Raw genomic sequence first — 24,440 nt, 5'->3', positions numbered from 1 at the left:
ATTAATGAACAATAACCGATACTCCATCAGGAATAACAGTTACTGATGCATTATTTCCTTTTATACTATATGCAATTTTCATTGCTTCATCTAAGTTTGAAGCTGGTATCATATTCATCTTTCTGATAAGTTCATGATCTAAATAATTTGTAACAAGTATTAACTTATACTCTTGTAATATATAAGCAAATTTTTGAACACACCACTGTTGAGATATTGTTTCTTTATCAGGTATTTTCAATAAAATATCTATCAGTTCATCAGGGCTACCTTTTAACATTAGTCGCTCAAAATTAGTACCACCTACACCGTCAATACATGATGCAACCATTACTATAACTCCATCTTTTCCTAAACATTCTACAGCGCTTGCAATAGCTTTAGGTGCTTGATACAAATTTTGATCAAGTGGATACCCTCCGTTACTTGTTATAACAATATCTGCTGTAACCCTTTCAGCTTTTGATAATTCATCTACAAATTTACATCCTTTTCTATGAGCATCGTTTACATCGCCCGCAAAAGCTGCTATTATGTCTTTTTCTTCATTAAGAGCAACATTCAATATAAAATCAACGCCTACTGCTTTAGCAGCATATATCATATCTTCATGTATAGGATTTCCATCTAATATTCCTGTTTTTGCTAGAGGATGTGCTATAGCCCTTGAGGAATGATTAGCATTTACCGTTTCTCTTGATGATATTCCTGGTAGTATACTTTTTCTTCCTCCAGAAAATCCAGCAAAAAAATGAGGTTCAATAAAACCTTCTGTTACTAACAAATCTGCTTCTACTGCTAAACGGTTAACTGAAAATTCTTCCCCTGACGGTAATTTACCAATATACTGCATTTCCTCTGTTTTATTAACATCATGAACTATAATATTTTCATTTTCTACTATATCTTTACCAAACATATTAACCATTTCTTCTTTAGTAGTAGATCTATGCAATCCTGTAGCTACTAATATTATAATCTTAGCTTGTGAGTTTCCCTCTCTTACTTCCTTTAAAATTAAAGGTAAAGTGATTTTACTAGGTACTGCTCTAGTATGGTCGCTGGTAACGATTACAACCTTTTCTTTGCCTTTAGCTAACTTTTTTAAAGATTCAGAATTTATAGGATTTTTCAATGCATTTATTACTAATTCTTTTTCACTGTATTTAGGTTTATAGCTTTTTCCATTAGATGTAAGAACAGCTTTAAGATTATTTTGTGAAACTTTTAAATCCAAATAATTTTTATAGTAAGGTATCTTTATATTTATCATTTTAACTATCCCCCCTATTTAAATAGTATCATGTATACATTATACAATTTCATTGTATCTTTTAAAACCATATTTTGTCAATACGCTTTTCAAATATTGTATACTGTATTAATAATACAATATATGTAATATACTTTATTATTATTTATATATTCTTTAACTTTATATTATTGTTGTATAAAAATATATATCCTTGCTATTAACAATTTTAATAAATTGGATAATTAAGAATTTTCTTATATGCTTTTAGAAAAAAGGTGATTTATGAATTAGAAATAAATTTTTTCTTATAACAAAGCTGCAAAATAAAAAATTGACCATAATATAGGCAACGCCTGTATTATGATCAATTTTTTATTTAAATTTTTATATTTTTTAAGTTTAAACATTATTATATTTCATTTTTTAACTTTTCAATTCCAACTCTAATTCTTCTTAATGATTCTTCTTTGCCTAAGATTTCAGCTAATTCAAAAGCTCCACCTGGAGTAGATTTTTCACCTGAAAGTACTGTTCTTATAGGCCATAAAACCACACCATTTTTAACTTCCATTTCTTTTATTAAATCAAATATTGTATTGTGTATTGAATCCAAAGACCAATCCTCTAATTTTTCAAGTACTGGTAAAACTCTTTCTAAAGTAGGCAATGAATTTTCAGGGTTAGTCTTCATTCTTTTATGAATATACAGTGAAATATCATACTCTGGTACTGATTCAAAGAAAGTAATTTTTTCTGGAATTTCATTTAAAACTTCAACTCTTGTTTGAAGAAGTTCACTTATTTTTAATAGATCAATTTTTTCCATAGTTTCTTTTGAAAAAACTTGTTCATAATAAGATAATGCTCTTTTATGAAAATCTTCAAGAGGAAGTTTTTTAATATATTCTCCATTCATCCATTTTAATTTAACATCATCAAAGATTGCAGGAGATTTATTTATATGTCTATAATCAAATTTTTCTATTAATTCTTCAAGAGTAAAAATTTCTTGATCTGTTCCTGAACTCCATCCAAGTAATGCTATAAAGTTTACTACAGCCTCTTTTAAATATCCTTTAGCTAATAAATCTTCAAAAGACGCGTCTCCATTTCTTTTACTTAACTTATTGTGAGCATCTTTCATTATTGGAGGACAATGTACATAAGTTGGTACAGGCCATCCAAAAGCACTATATAAACGATTGTATTTTGGTGCTGAAGACAGATATTCATTACCACGAACTATATGAGTAATTTCCATTAAATGATCATCAACAACATTAGCAAAATTATATGTTGGAAGACCATCAGATTTTATAAGTATCATATCTTCAAGTTCTAAATTATCAACTTTAATTGTTCCATAAATTTCATCTTCAAAAACAGTTACCCCTTCAGATGGATTTTTTTGTCTAATAACATAAGAAATCCCTGAAACTAGTTTTTCTTCTATTTCTTCTTTAGTCATTGAATGATATTGTGCATTATATTTATATGGTTTCTTTTCTTTTTCGCTTATTTCAGCTACCACATCAGGTTTATCGCTAAAAACGTAATAAGCTTCCCCTTTTTCTACTAATTGTTTAGCATAGCCAAGATATGTTCCTTTACGTTCACTTTGAATATAAGGACCTACAGGGCCTCCAACATCTGGACCTTCATCATGATTTAAGCCTGTCATTTTAAGCGTTCTATAAATAACATCAACTGCTCCTTCTACATATCTTTCTTGGTCAGTATCTTCAATTCTTAATATGAATTTTCCATCTTCATGCTTAGCTATTAAATAAGTATAAAGAGCCGTTCTTAAATTTCCTATATGCATGTAACCAGTTGGGCTAGGTGCAAATCTAGTTCTAACTTCTCTTTCTCCCATGTTTTTCACTCCTATTATGTAAATATTTTAAAATGCCTCTCATCCGCATCCTAGGATGAAAGGCATACTTTAGACACTATTTTTATCATATACCAAAGGAAAGATGGTGTCAATATATAATGATATTGCGAAATCAGTCTTATTATAGTTGACGTTCATATACCCTAAATGGGATAGGAGGTACAGGAAAAGAAAAAGAAAAGAGACACCCTAATATGGGGAATATTTATATATCTTCTAGAAGTAAAATTAGAGTTAATACAGTAGTATTAAAAGATACAGCTTATCATTCTACTGCTGTTAGAATTCCTGCTAGGATAATAAATAAAAAGCCTACAAGTATTATTGAAATAAAAGACTATAAAGGTGAAAAGAAAAATTTTTATAATGAAATGGTTATTTAATAAATTAGCAGAGATTGTAAGTTAAGCATTTATAATTTCTGCTGATTTAAGTTTAATATATTATTTAAAAGTACAAATTGTATTCAACCCTAAAAATAATCTACTTTTAACTAAAACAAATATATAAACTATTCTTGACACAACTTTTGTTTTTTTTACTATTATATTATAATAATTAATGACAATGACTCTATATAAAAGGATAAAGGAAGTGAATTAATTGGAAATTGATTTTATTACAGAACATGATTCTATCGGAAAATACATAGATATAATTTCTAGATATTTATTTTATTATATTTTTAAACAAGTAGAACCGTATAATTTACAAAAGCATCAATACAAAGTTTTAATAGAACTATATAATAATCAAGGAATATGTCAACAAGAGCTTGTAGACTTATTAAAACTTAGAAAAGCTGATGTTGCAAAGGCAATAAAAAAACTAATTGATATTGGATATATTTATAAAAAAAAGGATTCTAGAGATAAGAGAATTCATCATCTTTATGTTACAGAAAAAGGAATAGAAATTAAAAATGATATTATATTTATACTTAGTGAAAGTAGTAAAATACTTTCTCAAAACATATCAAAAAAAGAACTAGAAATAACAAAAAAGGTTATGAAACAAATGGCAGAAAATATATTCTCAGCCTCTAATAATTTGGAAAATAAATAATAATCATGGTGCTGTTGACAATAAATAATTGTTAACAGCTTTATTTTTATAATAAACCATTGATTTTTACTCTAAACTGATGTAATATAGTTTCATAATGAAACTATATTACAGGAGGTATTTTAATGAAAAGTTTAATTATCGAGTCCTTAAAACCACACTTAGAACCAATGGTTCTTTTAAGAAGTAATCAAAAACCAGAGGGTGCACTGCAACCTTTGCCTGATAAATATGTATGTATAATGTCTTTCTATGCACAAGTTGCTGCTAAAGGTAAAACTGCAGTTTTTGATAGAGAAACATATGGCTGTTCTGGTGCTAGAGCAGGTTTAGGATTTGGATCAGCTTATGGTGATGAAATGGGAGGATATGATACTTTTGCAGCCTTTTTCTCAAAAGGACTTAAAGAGGCAAAAGATAAAGAAAAATATAAAGAAATAGCTAATAAGGTAAACCCTCATGTTAGAAGAAAGCTTATTAAGGGTGAAAGATTTCATACTTCAAGAAAAAAAGCTTATAAATGGCTAACTAAAGATTTACCTATATACGATTTTCCTGAAAAATACGTTATTCTAAAACCACTAAAGGATTTAAAGGAAAATGAAATACCTCAATCAGTTATATTTAATGTGAATCCTCTTCAATTAACAGCACTTATGACTCTTGCAGGCTCTATAAGAGAAGGCATAAATGATACAGTTACTCCTCAAGGCGCAGCTTGTCAAATGATCGGTGCTTATGTTTTTCATGAAGCAGAATCAGACAACCCTAGAGCTGTTTTAGGAATGATAGATCTTGCAGCAAGAAAAAATATTAAAGGAATTCTACCTAATGACACTTTAACTTATGCTGTTCCATGGAAGTTATTTCTTGATCTTGAAGAGGAAGCAAAGGAAGGAATATTTAAATCACCTCTTTGGCTTGATATTGTTGAATAATAATTAAAAATATTTAATACACAATATGATTTAAAGTAAATCTAAGATTCAAATCTTAGCTATCAAAGTATATATTTTCTTAGAATATCAACATTTGTTAATTGTTAGATTAAATTTTTATTCATGTTATCTAGAAATTTAATATTATTTTATTTAAGGAGTGTTACAAAAATGGACTATTTGAACAACTTAGAAAAAATCCTAAATACAATTTGTAAAGATTGTAATGAACATTGTATACCTAACAAATGTCTAATAGGTTTTACTTTATCACTTATTAATAATTTTAAAAATGAATCTATATACGTAGTAGAAAACGGTAGAAATCTTATTCCTAATAAAGATACACATTATTACGAAAAAGAAATAGTAGCAGATGCTATCGCAAACATATGCAAATTATGCAAACAATGTAAAAGAAATCATACTAAAAATTGCATAATTTCATTAATTAAAGATTCATTAGAATTGACTCAACTAGCAAAACCTATTTCTTACGGCGGAAATATAATTACATATTTTAATAATATTTCTAACCAAGATACTGAACTTGCATCATTAATTCATTCTAAATATATACATTTAGAATGAATTATTTAATTCTAAAATAAATTATATAAATTAAAATACATTTTTAAAATTATAAAAAATCAAACTAAATATAGAAAGGATTAATTTATGAGAAAAAAAATTGCAATACTATCAATTTCTATTTTATTAATTATGTCTGGAGCAGCTATTTCTCCTGCTCTTGGAAGCATTAGTGAAACTTTTAATGATGTTAATGAATTACTTATAAAAATGATTCTAACATTATCTTCTATGTTAATAATTCCAGCTAGCATCATATCTGGGAAATTAGCAATGAAAGTAAAAAAACGTTCACTATTAATTACCGGAATGTGTATATATCTAATAGGTGGTGTTGGAGGCGGCTTTGCCACAAATATATATATTTTGTTAATGTTTAGAGCCTTATTGGGTATAGGTGTCGGTTTAATACTTCCTCTTTCTACAGGGCTAATAGTGGATTTTTTTAATGGTGAAGAAAGAAAAAAAATGATGGGATATTCAACAGCTGTAAACAATTTAGGAGCAGTAATAGCTATTGTATTATCTGGTATGCTTTCATCTATAAACTGGCATTTTGCTTTTGGTGTTTATTTAATAGGATTTGTGTCATTATTCTTAGTTATTTTTCTATTACCAGAACCAGAAAATAAGGTGTCAGTACAAAAATCTCATTCTCCATTAAATAAAGAAGTATATAAACTTATGTTATCTATAGCAGTAGTTAATATTGTGTTTTACTCTGTACCAACAAATATTGCTATACTTATTAAAACTCAACAATTAGGAAGTACTAGTATATCTGGATTTGTAATAGCTACATTAAATTTAACTTCCTTTATTGCTGGTATGTTTTTCAATAAAATCTCAGCTTTTTTTAAAAAATATACTTCCATTTTTGCATTATTGATGATGTTTGTTGGATATGCAATATTATCACTTTCAAAATCCTTAATACAAATGGAAATTGCGTTATTTTTCATTGGTCTAGGACTTGGAATAATTCTTCCACTAATATTTATAGCAACAGGCAAAAGTGTGCCTCTTAAGGATAGTACCTTTGCAATGGCTTTAGTAAACAGCAGTATGTACTTAGGTCAGTTCTTGTCTCCTATATTAGTTAGTTCTGCTGCTAGTTATTTGGGATCTACTTCAATAAAATTCCCATTTCAATTTTCTGCTGCATTAATGCTAATTTCATTATTAGTTACAGCCTATATTGTTAATGCTCAGAAAGTTAATACTACAACCTCTTTATACTTATATTTTTAGCTAAATATTAAATTTACTAATAATGTTTTGAAGTTCTAGTGCAAGCTGTGCTAAGCTCTCACTAGAAGCTGTAAGCTCTTCCATAGAAGCTGTTTGTTCTTCTGCTTCTAATGAAATATTCTGTATTTGCATGGATACATCTTTACTTGTTTCTTCTATTTTATTTGTAGAACAAACAAGCTCCTGACTTCCTTTTGCTACTTGATCAATAGATTCAGTAATAGTCTTAATTTGCATATTTACCTTACCAATTGAAGTAGCTATATTTCCAAAGGTTTTCTCTGATATTTTTACTACATCAATTTCCTTATCTACTTCTTTTGCTGCCTCTTTTAATAAAGCTAATTTATCCTCAATGCTATTTTCTTGATTAGTTATCCTGTCCCTACTAGCTATTCCTTATAAAAAAACAAACCTTGTTGCTACCGTTTTCTCTATTATTTCCCCAACATCCTCAGCCTTTTGTATTAAGACTTTTTATGCTTCACTACTTACAGCATTAGATGTTGTATTATATGAAAACATTCCAACTGCGGTGCATATTAATAAAATTAAAATAGAGAAATATATTATTAATTTACTTCCTATGCTTTTCAATTAAATTCCCCTGTGTCTATTAAATAAATATTTCCAAAAATCACCTAATGAATAATTTAATAACTGAATTTATGCCCAAATAAATCAGCATACCGCCAGCTAAAATAGAAACATAACGTACTTTATCTGATAAATCCTTTATCATTCGTGGTGCAATCATGCCAGCAATTATACTTTGTATAATAACTGGAGAAATACATGTCACAACTCCAAAGAATCCTAACAACATCATACCTTCCCAAACTGGAAGACCTACGGCTATTAAAAGCATACTCCCTAAAGGAACACATGGTGTCATACCATATATTATTCCAGTAACAAAGAGCATAATGTTTTCTTTATTTTTTAATGACTGATTTTTAGGTACTTCTATTGTAGGAGTTCCCTTACAATGACTTCCACAACTCCTACAAGATTTCTTTTTTCTCACATTCTTTATAATTATCATAGATCCTAATAAAACTGAAATAGCATTAAAAATAAGTTTTACATCTAAACCAAATAAATTTTTAGTTTCACTTATAAGAGCTTGACCAATATACGCTGATATTCCACCTAAAAGTATCATAATCAATATTTTACCAAGTGAGAATATTAAAGTTGCTTTTAAACTTTCTTTCAAATCTTTTCTTTTTCCTATTACATATGCTGTTAGAAAAGGAGTGGCTACACTACCACAACCAATTCCACATCCTAATCCCATTGCTAATGCTAAAGTATACATAATTACAGTCCTTTATTAGCCATGTATCTTGAATATACTGCCGCTCCTATGGCTCCATTAAATTGAGGATGATTAGCTACAAAAACATCTGTCATAAGTTCATCTTCAAAAGCTTCCACTAATCCTGAGTTTTTTGCTCCACCGCCAGTCATAACAATATCACTATCATATTCAAATTTACGTCCCATTTTACCAATTCTTTTTGCCATAGATTGGTGCATACCTGCCAAAATATCTTCTCTCTTTTTCTTTCGTGCAATCAATGAAATTACCTCAGTTTGAGCAAAAACCACACAAGTACTGTTAATGTCACAAGGTGATAAGCTTTCTTTTGACAATGGTCCAACCTTATCTATGGTTGTATCTAAAATTTGTGCAATAACTTCAATAAATTTACCTGTTCCAGCCGCACATTTATCATTCATTACAAAGTTTTTTACTAGTCCATCATTATTTAAGCAAATAACCTTACTATCTTGACCACCGATGTCAATTATTAAGCCTGGTTTAATCCCTTCTGGACTTGTTAGTTGAACTCCAAAAGCATGAGCAGTTATCTCTGATACATTATCCTTTGCAATATCTAAACTTCTCCTACTATATCCTGTAGACATAATACATCCAAGATCATCAATTTTTATTCTAGCTTTTTCACAAAGCATATTAATTAAATTTGTTGCATTTTCATTATTAGAAATCCCTGAATTCTCAACTCCAGTTGCAATAACCTCATTATCTTTAATAAGCGCTGCTTTCAAATAAGTTGACCCTGCGTCTAATCCTGCATAATACATAAATACATTCCTCCTATTTCATTTTTAACATTTCTACAAAAGCTTCCAAACGAATCTTTAATTGTTCAACATCCTCTGTATTATAATCCGTCTCTATTCTAACTACTGGAATTCCTAGACTTTCAGATAATTTTTCTACATTTCTTACCTCAAAGTCATAGGGCAAACAGCCTCTCAATACATTGTATATAATACCGTCAATTTCATAATCTTTTACCATCTGTTTTAACCTATACATACGTTCTTCATTATAAGCAAAGGTAGGGCAAGAACAAGGAAGTACATATTTAACAGCTAATGATCTCACCATACCTTCAACAGTTTCATCGCTAATATATACTGGATCAGCAAGCATTCTATCACCTGCACAAGTTTCATCAGCTGCAACTACTGCACCTAACTCTTCCAAAATAATTGGTAACTTTAAATTTGGGAAAATAACTGGAGACCCAGTCATTAAAATTCTTGGTGCCTTTTCAGAAATAAACTCTTTCCTTTTTACCTTTTCTTCTAATTCTTTATTTAAGGAAATTAGTTGATTAAGAAACTCTTCCCTTGTACTATATTGATAAGTATTCATTACTGATAATACATGACTTCCATAAATTACAGATGGTTTCATTTTTTTAAATGATATAAGTTTATATGCTTCTTTATTTATCTGTTGATTGATTTCAATTGCTTGTTTAAATTTTTTAGCAGTTAATTTTTCATCTGTTACTTTTTCTATTTCAGATATTAAACCATAAAATATTGGTGTTAAACTCTCAAAAGATTCCTCATCTTTAACAGCTGGTATATGTAGCGGTAAAGTAGGTGTATAATTAGCTAAAACTTCTGCCATTTTCTTCTTACCATCACAAGATGTTGGTACAATAGCTAATTGACACTCCTCATATATTGGTAGTAATTTCATATCAAAACTACCTACTACCGATTTAACAACAGGACAGCTATCTCTAGGTGCATTTTCATCACCTGCTAATTGAGCTGTGTAATTACCACCACATAACCTTATGGGCTGTGCACCACAGGCAGAAATGATTTCTTCAGGTACCATAGCACAAAAAGTGCCTATAATAGGTTTAGATGATATATCCCACATCTCTTGCTTTACAAACGATGATTCCAATCTATCAAAGAAAAAGTCCATACTCTCCACTTTGTGATCTAATTCTTTCAATTGTTCCAGACTTTTATTTGAAACTCTTTTAAAATTTCTATCAAATCTTTCTTTTCTCTTTCTTTTCCTAATATCTATCTTTCTCACCTCTTTTTACTTTAATTACTTCTTAGTTTGACTAATTTATTTTTTCATACGCTTAACATTATTTTTACAATAATTTTCTCTACTTGATCTATAAATTGTCTTACCTGCAAAAGTAAGTTTAAGTGCATCTTTTTCCGGACAATTATCAATACATTTATTACACATTATACATTCATCACAAGTTACATCATCTTTTTCACGTTCAGTGTAAATTTCCCTAATATCCATAGGACATGCTTCATAGCATATTCCACATTCTGTACAAGCAGTACAATCTTTTTTAATTTTTATAGGACTAAACTTGTGGAATAGCCCTATAAATGTACCTAAAGGACATATTCTACAGAAAAATCTTTCACTTCTAAAACTAATACCTAATACAATAATTGCAATTACAAGCCCAAATTCAAATCTAGTAGCAATTCCATTCAAAGGTGGTATTACAAATCGCACCGGACATATTTCACAGAATCCTACGCCTATTACAAATAATACTAGTAACCCCCATCTTAATAATTTTAAATTTTTACGAGTTTGTTGACTTAGAGTATATTTTCTTATGTTCAATTTCTCTTTAATTTTATAAAGTACATCCTGAACAAATCCAAAAGGACATACATACCCACACCACAATCTTCCTAACAATAGTATTGCAATAAAAGTTCCACCATATATCATCAATATTTTTCCCATTTGAGCAAAAGAAAAACCTTCTGCAAGATAATCAGTCCATTCAGTTATGTATAGACATGAACCTTCAATGAATGTTTTAGTATTATATGGACATGAAAATACAGGTAATTTTAATAATCCAACATTTAAATTAAACAACCTTCCACCATAAACTAACAATATAAAACTTAATATTAATATTGCCCATCGTATTTTAGGCCCAAGCTTCCTCATATTCACCCTCCATTTTTTATTATTTTTTCGCTTCTTCCTTATTTCCTAATATCACATGCTTCACTGACTTCATCTCTTTAGGCTTAATGCACACTGTAAGTACACCAATTCCTCCAACAACTATAGCAAGTTGTAATGCAGAACTAAAAAAATCCTCTCTCGCTCCATGTTTCCTAGTAAATCTGCCATTTGCACCTAAACCACCATCGGAGCCTTCACCATATCCATCAAATTCTCCATTATTAAATTTTCTTTCAACCTCATTTTCCCTTCTAAAATACTCCGTTCCATCACCTCTTCCATCAAAGAAACTATCCATTAAACCAAAGCTTAATACAGCTATAATCAATGCTGCTATTCCAAGCTTTTGTTTTTTATCTAACTGCTTTAATTTCTCCAACATCTTATCACCTCTCAATGCAAAATTTAATTAATCTAAGTTAATTTACTATGTCTCAACATTTCAATAAATGCTTCAATTCTAATTTTTAACTGTTCTTTATCTTCAGGGCTATAATCTGTTTCAATTCTAAATACTGGAATTTCTTTTTCCTTAAAAAGCTTTTCTAACTTTAATAATTCATAATCATATACAACTTCACCTTTTAATATGTGAAACAACACGCCTTGAGTACCTAATACTTCCATATTCAAACTTTTCTGCTCTATTATATTTAATGGCATATAATTCCGTTTATAATAACAATTACAAATTTCTTCTATCATATCATTCAAAGATTCTCCTCCTTGAATTTCATTAACCTCAAAGAACATTGAAATTTCGTTATTATAAAACTTCATTTCAGCGCCAAGTTCTTCAATCATAGATATAATCTTATTATTTGGAAAAAACATAGGTGATCCAATTACTAATAACTGAGGTTTATCCACAACTGCTTGATTTTGTCTTGCATACATCTCTTTAATAACCTTTTTTACCTGTTTCTCGTACTCTTTTAGATTTGGAGTTGAATAGTAGGCTGACATAATTAAAAATAGTACTTCTGCTGATAGTAAATTAGGTTTTTCATTATTTAACTGAATCAACTCAAATATAGCAGCTTTTGCACTATTTATTTCTCTTTGTGCAGCAAACAATTTATAAGCCTTTAACTCACGTTTATATGTATTTTCTAAATCTTTGATTAGTTTGTTAACATTATTTTTGTATACTTCTGATAAAACATTCATATCCTTAATAGATGGTAAATCAAATTCATGAACCACAGTACCTTCTGTTTTCATAATCCAGGATAGTTTTCTAAAACTATCGTTTTGATAAGGTATAATTGCATTTAAAGTATTTTTTGTTTCTTGAACTATTGCTTTATACATACCATAAGCTGAGCGTACAACAGGGTCTACATCTCTTGGCAGAGTATCACTTACACTAGTTCCCATATGAAAACTCCCCCCTAATACCCATAATGGATTTAAGTCCAGTGCTCTAATAAATTCCTCCGGTATACTTACTCCAAAAATACAAATATCATTTTTAGAAATGTTCTTAAATCTAACATGATGATCTATAAGTAGTTGAGTAAAATAATCAATATTCCTAGCAGCAGTTTTATCTAATTTTACTTTTTCAATGAACTTTTTTATATTTTCTTCATGTTTTATCATTGATATATCCATAAATCCTCCCCCTTTCCTTTCTTACATTAAAGCTATATTTAATTATAATAAATATTAAATTAGCTCTTTACTTTCAAGTTAATAACTGTCTTGTAATATTTATACCTAAATATTTTTTGACACTTTATGTTTTAATTATATATAACTAAAATTAATAACTACTTAAACAAAGATTAGAATTTGATTAAAATTCAATATATAAGTATTAAATAGTATTAAATAATAATTCACATCAAAAAAGAGCTTTAGATTATCTAAAGCTCTTTTTCTTAAATTCTAAACTTTCCATATAAATTTTTGTCAATAAAATACATCAATACATATTTATAGGTAATTTTATAATTATCTGTGTCCCTTTTCCAAGTTCACTTTCTACTTTTATAGCTCCCAAATGTTTTTTAACTATCCATTTTGCAATAGCTAAACCCACTCCGCTGCCTCCTGTATCTTTTGATCTCGATTTATCAACCCTGTAAAATCTATCAAATATATATGGCTGTTCTTCTTTTGGTATGCCTATACCTGTGTCTTTAACTCTAATTTCTACATAGTCATTTTGCTTTTCAGATTCAATAAAGATATCACCATGATCTGCTGTATATTTTATACTATTATCAATAATTATTCTTAATACTTGCTTTATAGCGTCAAAATCAGCATTAATTATTACTTTGCCATTCACATTATTAATTATAGTATGCTTATTATCTATCATTTTTGTTTCATTGACTATGTCGTCAATTAATTCATTTAGATAAAACTCACTATAGTTCAATTTATATTTTTTATTGTCTCCTCTAGCTAAAAATAAAAGTTGTTCTATAAGCTTTTTCATATTAAAAGTTTCGTTTTTAATTTCTAAAATAGATTCTTCCAAAACTTCTTTATCATCTTTACCCCATCTATCTAGTATATCAATATATCCTTGAATAACTGATATAGGTGTTCTTAGTTCGTGAGAAGCATCTGATACAAACTGTTTTTCTCTTTCAAATGACTCCTGTAATCGATCTATCATATCATTAAAGGTTTCACCAAGTTCCTTCAGTTCATCATCGGCACCATGTACATTAATTCTCTCATCCAAATCATGAATACTAATACTTTTAGCAGTATTTGTAATCCACTCTATTGGCTTTAATATTTTTCTACTTAAATAAATACCTGATATAACTGCAATTATAACTCCAAAAATATTCATTATTACCAAAATAACATATAAAGTTTCTAAAAACGCATCGTAAGCATCTAATTTTTTAGCCACTTGAACATAATATTTTTTATTTTCTTTAAATACTACCTTATTTAAGTATAGAATCTCCATTCTACTATCATCAGCTAAATCAATCAAGTCTAACTCATTATATTCCTTTATATTAATTTCAATTGTATCTAACTTATTTTGAAAAATAAGACTTTCATCTTCTCCAAAGATTTTCAAATGAATACCATCCTTCAGTGTTACTTCCTGCAGTATATCTTTATTTATTTCTTTTCCAGATTTAATGTATTTCTTAACGTCTTCAGTTACTTTTTTAATTTCACTTTTATACTCTTTCATTAAAACTCGCTCTACGATATTAATCGTTAGAATACTAATAATTAAAAGTATTATAGAAAGAATCACCGCATGTATAGCTGTTAATCTTAAAGAAATAGAAATTCTTCTGTTCTTATAAAATTTATTCATCTTTAATTACATACCCCACCCCTCTGACTGTATGAATGAGTTTTCCATCATAATTGGAATCAATTTTCATTCTTAGATATCTTATATAAACATCAACAATATTAGTATCTGCTATATAATCATATCCCCAAATTGACTGTAATATCTGATCTCTTGTTAAAACAATTTGTTTATTTTTAAGAAGATATTCTAATAGTTCATACTCACGTTTTGTTAAATCAACAATCTCATTATTAATTTTAACTTCATAAGTATCTGTATTCATTATTAAATTTTTGATAAAAATTATATTTGTATTTTTTACTGGTATTTCAGCCCTCCTAAAAACCCCTCTTACTCTAGCTAAGAGTTCCTCGATTGCAAATGGTTTTGTAACATAATCGTTTGCGCCTAAATCTAATCCCATTACTTTATCTGTTATATCATCTTTAGCTGTTAACATAATAATAGGGGTATCTGTAAATTGTCTTACCCTTCTACACACCTCCATACCATTAAGTCCAGGAAGCATAATATCTAATAAAACTAGATCATAATCTCCTGTCTCTATACTATTCAATCCGCTTCTCCCATCATATTCTATATCAACTTTATATCCTTCATGCTTTAAATCCAATTCAATAAATCTAGCTATCTTTTTTTCATCTTCTATAATGAGTATCTTCTTCTGATTATTCACCATCAATCCTCCTTATGTACATTCTAACATTAATCATTGTTTAAACAATTTACATCATTAAACTTATTTTATTATACTATTATTTTCTTAGAATAAACTAAGCATAAAATTAAAATTTGATTAAAATTATATTATTTAATCTTACTTCTAATAAGCATTTGTAGTTTTGCATTAGCAAAACCTCTACTTTTTAACTGCTCATATCAGTAGCTGATATAACACGTCAACTAAAAAAGCCTTTCTCACTTTTCTATAATTTTTTTATAAATTAAGAGTATAATTAACTATAGAAAAGTAATGATTAAGGGAGTTGTATTTATTGATATTAAAAAGAAAGTATAGTATAAAAATAATATTATTTACTCTTTTTTTTATGTTGGCATTTAACAATTTTGTAAAAGATAATATAGTATTTGGAACGCAAAATATTAGTCAAGTTAGTACACAAATTAGTAAAGAAAAAGTAACAACTCACATTCTAAATTTGGATAATGAAAATACCACTATAGGACAGGAGTATTATAAAAGCGATAGAATTTTACAGCTTTTGAAGGTAATATTTAGTTTCCTGATTCCAATCGTAATTTTATTCACAGGATTTTCTGCAAAACTTAGAGATTTATCTAGTAATATAGGAAAAAATTTATTTTTAACAGCTGGTATTTATGGTGTTCTATATAATCTCATTGATAGTGTTTTAAACTTTCCACTAAGGTATTATGGAGGATATCTACAAAGTCATATATTTGGATTATCTCATCAGCCTTTTATTTCTTGGCTTAAAAATTATTCTATTAGTTTAATTATGAGCAGTATAGAAATATTTCTAGTGCTTTTTATACCTTATGTTTTCATAAAAAAAAGTCCTAAAAAATGGTGGATATATACTGGTGTTATAACCATACCGATAACTCTCATTATGTATTTAGCACAACCTATATTTATTGATCCTTTATTTAATGAATTTAAACCTGTAGAAAACAAACAAGTTGAAAACAGTCTTATGGAATTAACAAAAAAAGCTAAGATAGAAAATTGCAAGATTCTTAAAGTTAATAAAAGTAAAGAAACTTCAATGATTAATGCATATATGACAGGAATAGGGAGTTCTAAAAGAATAGTTTTATGGGACACAGCTATAGATAAACTCAACATAAGAGAATTAAACTTTGTTATGGCTCATGAAATTGGACACTATGTATTACGGCATAATAAAAAATTCATTTTTATTGATATTTTAATTACATTTATTGTTTTATACATTATAAATGCACTGGCTCCTTCTATTATATATAAATTTAAGAAAAATTTTAAATTTACTAGCCTTAGTAATGTAGCTTCATTTCCACTAATAATACTAATACTAAATTTTTGCTTTTTATTTATAACACCATCTTTAAATGCTTATTCTTGTTATATTGAGCGTCAAGCAGATACTTTCGCAATAGAAATTACTAAAGATAATGAAGCAGCAGTTTCTTCTTTTGAGAAATTATCCAAAAATGGAATTGTAATTGAAAAACCAGATACATTATATAGAATATGGACATATGATCATCCTCCTATAAAAGACCGCATAACATTTTTTAAAACATATGCACCTTGGCAAAAAGGGGAAAAACTAAAATACAATAAGTATATAAATGAAAAAAAATAATTTTAGAATATTTTATATTGTTTGAAATTTAAGTCGATTTTTGTTATAATACTAAAAATATCATTAATTTAAAATGGGTTTTTCATGCAAGAAAGGGGCGTTTGTATGAAAGTAGGAGAAGTTATAATAAAATGCTTAGAAAAAGAAAATGTAGAAGTAATATTTGGCTATCCTGGTGGAGCTGTATTACCTATATATGAAGCATTAAGGAAATCTAAGATTAAACATGTATTAGTTAGACAAGAGCAGGCAGCAGCGCATAATGCAAATGGTTATGCAAGAGCAATGGGGGGCGTTGGTGTTTGCGTATCTACTTCAGGACCAGGAGCTACAAATTTAATTACAGGAATAGCTACTGCATATATGGACTCTATTCCTATGGTTATTTTTACTGGGCAAGTAGCAACAACAGTTATTGGGAAAGATGTATTCCAAGAGGCAGATATAACAGGAGCTACCGAACCTTTTACCAAACATAATTATTTGGTAAAAGATGCTGAGCAACTACCAAGAATAATTAAAGAAGCTTTTTATATTGCATCAACAGGAAGAAAAGGTCCAGTACTAATAGATATTCCAATGGACATACAAGATCAGGAAATTAAATTTAGATATCCTGATAAAATCGATATTCGAGGATACAAACCAACAACAACCGGTCACCCTGGACAGATAAAAAAAGCATTAAAGGAATTAAAAAACAGCAAAAGACCTTTAATCTTAGTTGGTGGTGGAATAATCTCATCTTGTGCTAAAGAGGAATTAAAAATTTTTTCAGAAAAATATAATATTCCCGTAGTACATACATTAATGGGAATAGGAGCTTTACCTGTAGATTCTCCTCAATATATTGGTATGGTGGGATTTCATGGTAAAAGTTATGCTAGTGAAGCTATTAAAAGATCAGATTTATTAATAGTTATAGGTTCAAGAATAGCAAATAGAGCCAAAGCAAACTATAACTTTGCAAATAAAAAAATTATACATCTTGATATTGATCCAGCAGAAATAGGAAAAAATATAGATACCACTATTCCTCTTGTTGGAGATGCAAAAATTATATTAAAACAATTTATAGAATATTCTCCACAGCTTAAGACAGCTGAATGGATAGATGAAATTAATTTAATAAAAAATTCTTATAAAGAAATTTGTTATGAATGTCAATATGTTAATCCTAAAAATGTGTTAAAAATCATTTCAGATATTGTTGATAATGATACCATAGTAACTGCTGATGTAGGACAAAATCAAATTTGGGCAGCTCATAATTATGAAATTAAAGGTAATAGGCAGTATTTTACTTCAGGAGGACTTGGAACAATGGGTTATAGTGTTCCAGCAGGAATAGGTGCTAAATTGGCATCACCAAAACAAAGAGTTATTTCTATTGTTGGAGATGGTGGAATACAAATGCATTTAGGTGAATTAGGAACATTATCCGAAAATAATCTTAATAACATTATTATACTTTTTAATAATTGTAAACTTGGTATGGTTAGAGAACTTCAAGATGGTTATGCCGGTAAAGGAAAATATTGTGGAATTGATTTTGGAGTAAATCCTGATTTTGTTAAAATAGCAGAAGCATATGGTATTTGGAGTAAAAAAGTTACTTCCGATATAGACTTTAAAGAGGTTTTTAAAGAAGCTTTAGATAGTAATAAACCATGCCTCATAGAATGTATAGTAGATTGGACGTTTGGGACTATGTAGAGGAGGGGATTAACATTAATACTCATGTATTATCTGTATTGGTTGAAAACAACTCAGGAGTTCTTAGTCGGATTGCAGGATTATTTAGCCGTAGAGGATATAATATAGACAGTTTGTCTGTTGGCGAAACTGAAAATCCAGCGATTTCTAGAATGACTATACGAATTACCTGTGATGAACAGATATTAGAACAAATAAAGAAGCAATTAAATAAGCTTATTCCTGTTATTAAAGTACTAGAATTAAAAGCTCAGAGATCAATTTATAGAGAATTAATACTAGTGAAAGTAAACGCAACTGAAAGCAATAGAACAGCAATTATTGAGCTAGTTAACTTATTTAGAGCCAAAATAATTGATGTTGCCACTAAAAGTGTTACCATAGAATTAACGGGAACCGAAGACAAGATTTCAGCTTTTGTTGATGTTTTAAAACAGTATGGAATAATAGAATTAGTTCGTACTGGATTCACAGGACTTGAAAGAGGAAGTTTTCAAGTAAGTTAATAAAATAATAGAAATAGCCAATAGAACCAAAAGTTCTATTGGCTTATTTATTATTTTCTTGCTCTTTTATATATTTTAAGATTTCATTTTTTGCAAGAGTTAAATGTGTTTTATTAAAACCCCATGCTTTTTCAAAATTTCGTTCTTTAATTCCATCAATTATACCTTTATGCTCTATTAATGATTCTTTAAATCTTTGTTCTCCTCTTAAAGATATAATTCTAAAAGGCTGCATCATTGAAAAAGTATTTTTATTAACCTTATAAGCAACCATATTATCACTTAAATAAAAAAACATATTATGAAGTTCTGTATCTACTTTACAATATTCACTGGCATTGTTATTAATGAAATTTTCTTCAAGTTTAGTGTAAATATCATCAAATACAGATAACTTTTCAGTAGTAATAAGTTCTATAGTTTTTTTTATAGCATATTTTTCTAAGGTTAATCTCAATTCAAAGATATCAATAATATCTTTTTTGCTTAAAGTTCTAACAAATACTCCTTTATTTGGTATATTCTCTAAAATCCCTTCTCCAACTAACTGTTTAAGTGCTTCTCTAACAGGTGATCTGCTAACATTTAATTCATTTGCAAGTTTTGTTTCTTGAAGCCACTCTCCCGGTTTTGCTTTTCCACTCAATATAAGTTCTTTTATAATATCATAAACCTGTTCTTTAATGGTTACTATCTTATTGGGATTGTTTAATGAGTCAAACATCTATAACTTCCTTTCTGTTATTACTAAAAACTTCAATTAGACACCCCTATACAGAATAATTATATTATAATAATACCTTTAATACAAACTAACTTACCTAAAAACAGAAGTTACTTTTAGAGCTTATTTATCATACTTGCAAGATATCCTGCTCCAAATCCATTATCTATATTAACTACACTTGTACCACTTGAACAGCTATTTAACATAGATAAAAGTGCCGAAAGCCCTCCAAAATTAGCTCCATATCCTACACTCGTAGGTACTGCTATTACAGGCTTATCTACAAGTCCACCAATTACGCTGGCAAGTGCCCCTTCCATACCTGCAACTGCAACTACCACCTTAGCTCCTGTGATTAAATCCAGTTTACTAAATAGTCTATGTATTCCCGCAACTCCTACATCACTAATTCTTTCCACCCTGTTTCCAAATATCTCTGCTGTTACAGCAACTTCCTCAGCTACAGGTAAATCCGATGTTCCTGCAGTAACTACAGCTATATATGTATCTGTAAGTTTCATATCATTTTTTCTTACAGTTATAGTACGTGCTAATTCATTATAATATGCATTAGGACATGTTTCTTTCACAGCCTCATACATCTCTCTTGCAGCTCTAGTAGCTAAAATATTGTTATCCCTAGTATTCATAAACTCTATAATACCCTTTACTTGTTCCACTGTTTTCCCTTCACAATATATAACTTCTGGATATCCAACCCTAATTTCTCTATGATTATCAATCAATGCATATCCTAAATCTTTAAAAGGCAAATCACTAAGCTTCTCAGCTCCTTCATCCACTGACACATTACCATTTTTCACTTCTTTTAATAGTTTTTTTACACTCTCTATATTCATTTCGTATCACCTCTTGCCTTAATCTTTTGTGCTACTCATAATCTCAAACTAGCTAAATTATAGGTTGCTTTTTAATACTCTCATTAAGACTTCCAATCCTATATCCTTCCATATCCAAAGATACATACTTAAATCCAAATTCTTTAAGCCTATATGAAATTTCATCTAATAAATTCTCTTGAAACAACTTACACCTTTCTTCTTTTGGCACTTCAACTCTTGCCAACTCTTTATGACATCTGACACGAACTGCTTTAAAGCCAATACTCATTAAATATTTTTCTGATTTCTCTATTCTTTCCAGTTCTTCTATTTTTATTTCATTGCCATATGGAACTCTTGAAAGCAAACAAGCATATGCTGGTTTATTCCAGCTTTCTAATTTTAGTTCCTTTGATAAATCTCTTATTTCTTGTTTTGTTAATTGATTTTCCAATAATGGACTTTTAATATTAAGTTCTTTTAATGCTTTTCTTCCTGGTCTATAGTCTCTAGTATCATCTAAATTAGTACCATCAACTACATACCTATACCCTTTTTTCAATGCAAAACCTTTTATTAAATTAAAAATAGATTTCTTACATAAATAGCATCTGTCCTCTGGATTAAATTTGATTTCATCTATAATAGGAACTTCTATAAATTCATGCTTTACTCCTAATTTATTTGTAATTGTTCTTGCCTCTTCTACTTCCCATTTGGGTATATATGGAGATATTACAGTAACAGCTAAAACTTTATCTCCTAATGCTTGCTTTGCTGCTTTTAATAAAAAAGTACTATCTACTCCTCCAGAAAAAGCAACAACTATACTATCTAACTCTTTTAAATAATTTAAAAGTTTTGTATACTTTTCATTCTTCATAAGTTTACCTACTCCTTTATATTTTTTAAAACTTCATTATACACTTCTCTAATTGGAACATCATTTTCTTCGGCTAATTTTTTACATTCATCATATTCTGGTTTACATTTAATTTTTTTACCTTCAAAATATGCATTTTTAACAGTAACTTCTCCAAAACGCGTATTAACTTCAGAAAAATCTCGTCTTAACATAGTTCTTTCAACTTTATATTCTCTTATTCCTAATGTAGTAGTTTCTTTTAAAAGTATTTTTTTTAAAGTATCTTTATTTTCCTTTTTACAAATAACACTTAATTTTACAGCCATCCTATCCTTTTTCATCATAATAGGTGTTTTATATACATCTAAAGCTTTACTTTTAAAGAGTTTTTCCATAATATAATTATATATTTCAGGATTCATATCATCTATATTACATTCTAAAACACAATTTTCTCCATGTAAGCAATCTTTAAAACTTACTTTTTTACTTTTTTTTTACCTATATATACTCTAAGTACATTAGGTATTTCTGTATCACGTCCACCTATACCATATCCTATTTTTTCTATAACAAACTCCTTCATATCTGTAAACTCCTCTACATTAGCCGCCAAAATTGCTGCACCTGTAGGAGTAGTTGTTTCAAAAGGTACTATTCCTGATTTTACTGGTATTCCCTTTAATATTTCTACAGTAGCTGGTGCTGGCACAGGAATTAAACCATGAGCACATTTTACAAAACCACCCCCAAGCTCTATAGAAGATGCCATTATCTTATCTACTTTTAAATAGTCTAAACATATAGCAGCTCCTACAATATCAACTATTGAATCCACAGCTCCAACTTCATGAAAATGAACTTCATATAAAGATTTTCCATGAACCTTAGCTTCAGCCTCACCAACCTTAATAAATATATCCAAGCTTATTTTCTTTACACTTTGACTTAAGTTACTTGTATTTATAATTTCTTCAATATTTTTTAGATTTCTATGATCATGCTCGTGCTTATGTTCATGTTTACATTCATTATTATGCTTTAAGATAACTTCTACTCTTGTTCCCTCAATTCCTTTTCTACTGTCTCTTCCTACTTTTATTGCATATTCATGTTCTAAATTCAATTTTGAAAGTTCCTTAGTTAAATAATCTTTATCTACTCCTAAATCAATCATAGCTCCTAAATTCATATCTCCACTTATTCCTGAAAAACAATCATAATAAAGTATTTTCATATATGTCACTCCTTTTAATTTTTACTTTATGTTATTTCTAATTAAAAATTCTTCATCTTGTATAACCTTTTCATATTCATCATCACGTATTATTTCATGGTCTTGGGAAAATACAATAGCTCTTTTAAAAATTCCTTTTATATATTCAAAATCATGAGTAGAACAAATAAGAGTTTTTCCAGAAGCATTAAGCTTTTTCATAAGTTCTCTTAAAAATTTTTTCCCCTTAGGATCAATTCCGTTCATAGGCTCATCTAAAGTTATAACTTCTGGATTTATAGAAAGTATACTGGCAATAGCCACCTTCTTTTTTTCTCCTCCACTTAAATTATAAGGAGCCTCATGCTTTAGTTTTTCTATGTTTAAAAGTTCTAAGCAATCATATACTCTTTTATTAACTTCTTCCTGCGAAAATCCCATTTGCCTAAGTCCAAAAGCTATTTCTTCATAAACTGTAGAACAAAAAAGTTGTGTATCAGAATTTTGAAATACAAATCCTATTTTTTTATGAAAAAGCTTTGAAAAAATATTATTATTTAGTTTTTGTTCTGTAATTTTTTCTCCATCAAAAATATACTCTCCCTTTTTATGAAAAACAATTCCATTTAAAAGCTTCAAAAAAGTAGACTTTCCACTTCCATTAGGACCAATCAGAGCAACTGATTCTCCTTCATTTATATTAATTGATATATTTTTAAGCGCATTTCTTTCTTTATAACTATAAGTTACATTTTTTACTTCAATCATCCGTTCTCCTTCCTAGAATTTTCACATCCTTGTTAGTATAAATATTGCTACAAAAATTAAATTAATTACACTATATAAAATATCATTTTTACTTAACTTAAAAATAATAGGTACAGTATATTCTCCAGTAAATCCTCTACATTCCATAGCAGAAAACATTTCTTCTCCCATTTCTTTAGATTTTAAAAATAAATTACCCATAATTCTAGATAAAGAATTATATTTCCTACTATTTTTCCCTACTGATCTCAGTTTTAAGGCATGTAATAATTCAATAGAGTATTCTCCTAAAAGAACAATATATTTAATGGTTATTTCCATAACCCATATAAACAAATCAGGAATAAATAAAAGCTTTAGAGCTTTTGTTACATTATCCCACTTAGTTGTATGGGATAATAAATTCACAGAAATTATGGTTGCCACTATCTTAATTAAAATAAGTAAACTGTTTTTTACATTACCAGTTAATAATGATGGAATTAACATTATTATTGTACATACAGGAACTACCATACTAATAATTAAAATATTTTTTCTTTCTTCACTCTCTAAAGTCAATACAACTATTAAAAGCCATAAGTCTACTAATAAAACATACATAAAACTTCTAGATAACGCTATTAAAACAATATTCAAAAATGTAAAAAGTACTTTTAGAGTTGAATTTAGTTTATATATGAATTTATCACTGTATATTCCTCTTCTTTTAATTCTAGAAAGTACCTTTAAAATAGAAATAATACTTTTATCCAAAAATCGCTGGTGATCCTTTTGGGGTATATATTCATCTTTTTTAAAAAGCCAATCTGCTGCCATTTGTACACCTACTTTATAATCTTTTAAAA

Annotated in this window: 24 protein-coding genes and 1 pseudogene; 8 read left to right on the top strand and 17 right to left on the bottom strand. The window is 28.6% G+C overall.

Annotated elements, in window-relative coordinates; translation table 11 throughout:
• Position 1 precedes the first annotated feature (1 nt).
• Together larA and gltX are read right to left on the bottom strand one after the other, a co-directional pair.
• Positions 2-1,273: a nickel-dependent lactate racemase gene (gene larA, locus OW763_RS09785; protein WP_268040934.1), complete on the bottom strand. Its 1,272-nt coding sequence runs from the start codon at positions 1,271-1,273 to the stop codon at positions 2-4.
• A gap of 391 nt (positions 1,274-1,664) precedes the next feature.
• Complete coding sequence (gene gltX / locus OW763_RS09780) at positions 1,665-3,131, bottom strand: glutamate--tRNA ligase (protein ID WP_268040933.1); 1,467 nt, start codon at positions 3,129-3,131, stop codon at positions 1,665-1,667.
• Positions 3,132-3,346: 215 nt separating this feature from the next.
• Between gltX and OW763_RS09775 the strand changes: the two genes are divergently transcribed.
• From OW763_RS09775 to OW763_RS09755, 5 genes are all read left to right on the top strand, one after another.
• Positions 3,347-3,535 (top strand): hypothetical protein, encoded by a 189-nt coding sequence (locus tag OW763_RS09775; protein WP_268040932.1) that lies wholly within the window; start codon positions 3,347-3,349, stop codon positions 3,533-3,535.
• 220 nt (positions 3,536-3,755) lie between these two features.
• On the top strand, positions 3,756-4,217 hold the full coding sequence (locus OW763_RS09770) for a MarR family winged helix-turn-helix transcriptional regulator (protein WP_268040931.1): 462 nt from the start codon (positions 3,756-3,758) through the stop codon (positions 4,215-4,217).
• Positions 4,218-4,342: 125 nt separating this feature from the next.
• A complete protein-coding gene (locus tag OW763_RS09765; protein WP_268040930.1) occupies positions 4,343-5,155 on the top strand; it encodes a DUF169 domain-containing protein in 813 nt (270 codons plus the stop codon).
• Between the two features lie 171 nt (positions 5,156-5,326).
• Complete coding sequence (locus OW763_RS09760) at positions 5,327-5,746, top strand: hypothetical protein (RefSeq protein WP_268040929.1); 420 nt, start codon at positions 5,327-5,329, stop codon at positions 5,744-5,746.
• Between the two features lie 87 nt (positions 5,747-5,833).
• Positions 5,834-6,997, top strand: coding sequence for an MFS transporter (locus tag OW763_RS09755; protein ID WP_268040928.1), 1,164 nt, complete (start codon positions 5,834-5,836; stop codon positions 6,995-6,997).
• Here the strand turns inward: OW763_RS09755 and OW763_RS09750 are convergent, their stop codons facing one another.
• The 9 genes from OW763_RS09750 to OW763_RS09710 all read right to left on the bottom strand — a co-directional run bounded on the left by OW763_RS09750 (position 6,998) and on the right by OW763_RS09710 (position 15,295).
• A complete protein-coding gene (locus tag OW763_RS09750) occupies positions 6,998-7,234 on the bottom strand; it encodes a hypothetical protein (RefSeq protein WP_268040927.1) in 237 nt (78 codons plus the stop codon).
• Positions 7,235-7,634: 400 nt separating this feature from the next.
• Positions 7,635-8,318, bottom strand: a complete 684-nt coding sequence (locus tag OW763_RS09745; RefSeq protein ID WP_268040926.1) for an urease accessory protein UreH domain-containing protein — start codon at positions 8,316-8,318, stop codon at positions 7,635-7,637.
• A 2-nt stretch (positions 8,319-8,320) separates the two neighbouring features.
• Positions 8,321-9,112, bottom strand: a complete 792-nt coding sequence (locus tag OW763_RS09740) for an acyl-CoA dehydratase activase (protein ID WP_268040925.1) — start codon at positions 9,110-9,112, stop codon at positions 8,321-8,323.
• 13 nt (positions 9,113-9,125) lie between these two features.
• A complete protein-coding gene (locus OW763_RS09735) occupies positions 9,126-10,382 on the bottom strand; it encodes a 2-hydroxyacyl-CoA dehydratase family protein (RefSeq protein ID WP_268040924.1) in 1,257 nt (418 codons plus the stop codon).
• A gap of 36 nt (positions 10,383-10,418) precedes the next feature.
• Entirely contained in the window at positions 10,419-11,288 is an 870-nt protein-coding gene (locus OW763_RS09730; RefSeq protein ID WP_268040923.1) for a 4Fe-4S binding protein, read from the bottom strand.
• 19 nt (positions 11,289-11,307) lie between these two features.
• Positions 11,308-11,691, bottom strand: a complete 384-nt coding sequence (locus tag OW763_RS09725) for a hypothetical protein (protein ID WP_268040922.1) — start codon at positions 11,689-11,691, stop codon at positions 11,308-11,310.
• Between the two features lie 32 nt (positions 11,692-11,723).
• A complete protein-coding gene (locus tag OW763_RS09720) occupies positions 11,724-12,926 on the bottom strand; it encodes a 2-hydroxyacyl-CoA dehydratase family protein (protein WP_268040920.1) in 1,203 nt (400 codons plus the stop codon).
• Positions 12,927-13,239: 313 nt separating this feature from the next.
• Positions 13,240-14,616 carry a sensor histidine kinase gene (locus OW763_RS09715; RefSeq protein WP_268040919.1) on the bottom strand — a complete coding sequence of 459 codons (1,377 nt, stop codon included), beginning with the start codon at positions 14,614-14,616 and terminating at the stop codon, positions 13,240-13,242.
• Complete coding sequence (locus OW763_RS09710; RefSeq protein ID WP_418921801.1) at positions 14,609-15,295, bottom strand: response regulator transcription factor; 687 nt, start codon at positions 15,293-15,295, stop codon at positions 14,609-14,611. The genes OW763_RS09715 and OW763_RS09710 overlap by 8 nt, the downstream gene beginning before the upstream one ends.
• A gap of 319 nt (positions 15,296-15,614) precedes the next feature.
• Here OW763_RS09710 and OW763_RS09705 point away from each other — a divergent pair, with 319 nt between their 5' ends.
• The 3 genes from OW763_RS09705 to ilvN all read left to right on the top strand — a co-directional run bounded on the left by OW763_RS09705 (position 15,615) and on the right by ilvN (position 19,174).
• Positions 15,615-16,952 (top strand): M48 family metallopeptidase, encoded by a 1,338-nt coding sequence (locus OW763_RS09705; RefSeq protein ID WP_268040916.1) that lies wholly within the window; start codon positions 15,615-15,617, stop codon positions 16,950-16,952.
• Between the two features lie 105 nt (positions 16,953-17,057).
• Positions 17,058-18,668: a biosynthetic-type acetolactate synthase large subunit gene (gene ilvB / locus OW763_RS09700; RefSeq protein WP_268040915.1), complete on the top strand. Its 1,611-nt coding sequence runs from the start codon at positions 17,058-17,060 to the stop codon at positions 18,666-18,668.
• Positions 18,669-18,682: 14 nt separating this feature from the next.
• Positions 18,683-19,174 carry an acetolactate synthase small subunit gene (gene ilvN, locus OW763_RS09695; protein WP_268041076.1) on the top strand — a complete coding sequence of 164 codons (492 nt, stop codon included), beginning with the start codon at positions 18,683-18,685 and terminating at the stop codon, positions 19,172-19,174.
• 43 nt (positions 19,175-19,217) lie between these two features.
• On the opposite strand, the gene OW763_RS09690 is transcribed toward ilvN, so the two are convergent.
• The 6 genes and pseudogenes from OW763_RS09690 to OW763_RS09665 all read right to left on the bottom strand — a co-directional run bounded on the left by OW763_RS09690 (position 19,218) and on the right by OW763_RS09665 (position 24,411).
• Positions 19,218-19,898 (bottom strand): GntR family transcriptional regulator, encoded by a 681-nt coding sequence (locus OW763_RS09690; protein ID WP_268040914.1) that lies wholly within the window; start codon positions 19,896-19,898, stop codon positions 19,218-19,220.
• Positions 19,899-20,014: 116 nt separating this feature from the next.
• Positions 20,015-20,761 carry a nickel pincer cofactor biosynthesis protein LarB gene (gene larB, locus OW763_RS09685; protein WP_268040913.1) on the bottom strand — a complete coding sequence of 249 codons (747 nt, stop codon included), beginning with the start codon at positions 20,759-20,761 and terminating at the stop codon, positions 20,015-20,017.
• A gap of 52 nt (positions 20,762-20,813) precedes the next feature.
• Positions 20,814-21,626, bottom strand: coding sequence for an ATP-dependent sacrificial sulfur transferase LarE (gene larE, locus OW763_RS09680; RefSeq protein WP_268040912.1), 813 nt, complete (start codon positions 21,624-21,626; stop codon positions 20,814-20,816).
• 8 nt (positions 21,627-21,634) lie between these two features.
• Positions 21,635-22,845, bottom strand: a pseudogene (larC, locus tag OW763_RS09675) (nickel pincer cofactor biosynthesis protein LarC).
• A 21-nt stretch (positions 22,846-22,866) separates the two neighbouring features.
• Positions 22,867-23,592, bottom strand: a complete 726-nt coding sequence (locus OW763_RS09670; RefSeq protein WP_268040911.1) for an energy-coupling factor ABC transporter ATP-binding protein — start codon at positions 23,590-23,592, stop codon at positions 22,867-22,869.
• Positions 23,593-23,613: 21 nt separating this feature from the next.
• Positions 23,614-24,411, bottom strand: a complete 798-nt coding sequence (locus OW763_RS09665; protein ID WP_268040910.1) for an energy-coupling factor transporter transmembrane component T family protein — start codon at positions 24,409-24,411, stop codon at positions 23,614-23,616.
• Positions 24,412-24,440: the final 29 nt, after the last annotated feature.

This window comes from Clostridium aestuarii (assembly GCF_026735135.1).
GTDB classification, from domain to species: domain Bacteria; phylum Bacillota; class Clostridia; order Clostridiales; family Clostridiaceae; genus Clostridium_H; species Clostridium_H aestuarii.
This window is presented reverse-complemented; position numbering and strand designations above follow the sequence as displayed.

Excerpts from the sequence above, each read along its gene's own strand:
- OW763_RS09745 (WP_268040926.1), bottom strand. The coding sequence starts at position 8,318 with ATGTATACTTTAGCATTAGCAATGGGATTAGGATGTGGAATTGGTTGT.
- gltX (WP_268040933.1), bottom strand. The coding sequence starts at position 3,131 with ATGGGAGAAAGAGAAGTTAGAACTAGATTTGCACCTAGCCCAACTGGT.
- OW763_RS09755 (WP_268040928.1), top strand. The coding sequence starts at position 5,834 with ATGAGAAAAAAAATTGCAATACTATCAATTTCTATTTTATTAATTATG.
- OW763_RS09730 (WP_268040923.1), bottom strand. The coding sequence starts at position 11,288 with ATGAGGAAGCTTGGGCCTAAAATACGATGGGCAATATTAATATTAAGT.
- OW763_RS09740 (WP_268040925.1), bottom strand. The coding sequence starts at position 9,112 with ATGTATTATGCAGGATTAGACGCAGGGTCAACTTATTTGAAAGCAGCG.
- larB (WP_268040913.1), bottom strand. The coding sequence starts at position 20,761 with ATGAATATAGAGAGTGTAAAAAAACTATTAAAAGAAGTGAAAAATGGT.
- OW763_RS09720 (WP_268040920.1), bottom strand. The coding sequence starts at position 12,926 with ATGGATATATCAATGATAAAACATGAAGAAAATATAAAAAAGTTCATT.
- larE (WP_268040912.1), bottom strand. The coding sequence starts at position 21,626 with ATGAAGAATGAAAAGTATACAAAACTTTTAAATTATTTAAAAGAGTTA.
- OW763_RS09715 (WP_268040919.1), bottom strand. The coding sequence starts at position 14,616 with ATGAATAAATTTTATAAGAACAGAAGAATTTCTATTTCTTTAAGATTA.
- OW763_RS09750 (WP_268040927.1), bottom strand. The coding sequence starts at position 7,234 with ATGCAAATTAAGACTATTACTGAATCTATTGATCAAGTAGCAAAAGGA.
- larA (WP_268040934.1), bottom strand. The coding sequence starts at position 1,273 with ATGATAAATATAAAGATACCTTACTATAAAAATTATTTGGATTTAAAA.
- OW763_RS09690 (WP_268040914.1), bottom strand. The coding sequence starts at position 19,898 with ATGTTTGACTCATTAAACAATCCCAATAAGATAGTAACCATTAAAGAA.
- OW763_RS09765 (WP_268040930.1), top strand. The coding sequence starts at position 4,343 with ATGAAAAGTTTAATTATCGAGTCCTTAAAACCACACTTAGAACCAATG.
- OW763_RS09725 (WP_268040922.1), bottom strand. The coding sequence starts at position 11,691 with ATGTTGGAGAAATTAAAGCAGTTAGATAAAAAACAAAAGCTTGGAATA.
- ilvB (WP_268040915.1), top strand. The coding sequence starts at position 17,058 with ATGAAAGTAGGAGAAGTTATAATAAAATGCTTAGAAAAAGAAAATGTA.
- OW763_RS09670 (WP_268040911.1), bottom strand. The coding sequence starts at position 23,592 with ATGATTGAAGTAAAAAATGTAACTTATAGTTATAAAGAAAGAAATGCG.
- OW763_RS09665 (WP_268040910.1), bottom strand. The coding sequence starts at position 24,411 with ATGGCAGCAGATTGGCTTTTTAAAAAAGATGAATATATACCCCAAAAG.
- OW763_RS09775 (WP_268040932.1), top strand. The coding sequence starts at position 3,347 with ATGGGGAATATTTATATATCTTCTAGAAGTAAAATTAGAGTTAATACA.
- OW763_RS09760 (WP_268040929.1), top strand. The coding sequence starts at position 5,327 with ATGGACTATTTGAACAACTTAGAAAAAATCCTAAATACAATTTGTAAA.